The following is a 1429-nucleotide window of genomic DNA, read 5'->3' on the forward strand; positions in this document are numbered from 1 at the left end:
CCATCTCCTTGCTGCGAGAAAGAACCGAATCAGCGTTCACCCAGACTTCGGGCTTACCGACGACCGGGCCGAGGCGAGCCTCCAAGCGCTTGTATAGCGCCACCGTAGGCGCCGCGTTCTTGAGGGCTACATAAACGTCTTGCGACAGTTCCCTGTGCCCAGCGACTTGGTCCATCACATTGGAGAGCTGCGTCATACGCAGCTTGCTTCCCGAGAGAACCGCCATGACGAGAGCTCCAAGCGGCTTCATCTTCCGGCCGCCGGGGAACTGATACCACTCTTTGCCAGCACGCTGTTCCTTGGCCCAAAGGGCCAGTTCCTCACGCAGTTTCGGCCATTTGTCCACGGCCTCATTTCCGGCGGGAACATCCTGCGCCAAGAGTACCCGAGCGGCAGCCTCGCCCAACAGGGGCGGAACCGCGTTGCCGATCTGACGAAAGGCGTCACTCCGTGTACCGGCAAACCGGAAGCGGTCTGGAAAGGTCTGAATTCGCGCGGCTTCACGAACGGTTAAGGTTCGCGACTCTTCAGGATGAATGTACCAATAGCCATCCTTGGCGATATGTGCCGTGATAGTGCGGCTTAGCTCCTCCCAGTCCAGCTTCTTGTACTTATCGGTAAATTGCTCTGCATCGTACCGCTGGAACTCCTTCTCATCCTCCCCCAGCTTCTCACCGAGTTCAGAATAGAGGGTTTTGGAGTCCATAATTGTAAATATTCTGAAGTCGTCTTCACGGACTCGTCGCGTCATATGGTCGTGAACTACGCCCTTGGTTGCCCTTTTGCGCATGTCCTTGGCGAAGAGCGAAGGCTTGGGATCCTGCTGTTCAACGTATTCGCAGAGTCGACCGCCCACCGGCAGCAAGGGTTGTGGATTGAGGGCGGGGAGATCGCCGATCGCCTCATAAAGCGTTGTCTGCTTCTTGGGCTTGTCCCACTCAAAACCGCCACCGTCCCTCCGCGCAAGAAGGATCAGGCGCTTCCGGTGTTGAGGGACACGATAATTCCACGCGTCCACAAGACGTACCTGCGTAATGTACCCTAAGCTCTCCAGCTTTTCCTCGATAATGCGGATTACGCTGAAATCGTCACCTAGTCCCATATCGGGTACGTTTTCCATGAGTACAGCACGCGGAAAAAGGCGCTCGACCACATTTACGTAGGCGCGCCAGAGTTCCTTGCGGATATCGTGTGGGGCCCGGTTGTGGTATTCGACCAAATGTCGAATTTTGCTGCGTCCAGCGCGACTGAACGGCTGGCAGGGGGGACCCCCGGCGAGGAGATCGATATTGGCGCCGGAATCCAGGATTCGCTGCACGAACTCGTGCCGCTGAACCTCGTCCCCAAGATCGAGGCAAAGGCTCATCCCGGGGAAGTTCGCCGCGTGGGTCTCGCAAGCCCGCTCGTCGAAGTCGACAGCCGCAGCGGT

Annotated in this window: 1 protein-coding gene; it reads right to left on the bottom strand. The window is 57.7% G+C overall.

Features of this window, described 5'->3' with window-relative positions; genetic code table 11:
* Window positions 1-1429, bottom strand: a 1429-nt coding sequence (locus tag ACIRS4_RS36915; RefSeq protein ID WP_404204444.1) for a DNA cytosine methyltransferase, incomplete at both ends; no start/stop codon positions are given.

The sequence above is a fragment of the Streptomyces sp. NPDC101166 genome (genome assembly GCF_044768125.1).
In the GTDB taxonomy this organism is placed as follows: Bacteria; Actinomycetota; Actinomycetes; order Streptomycetales; family Streptomycetaceae; genus Streptomyces.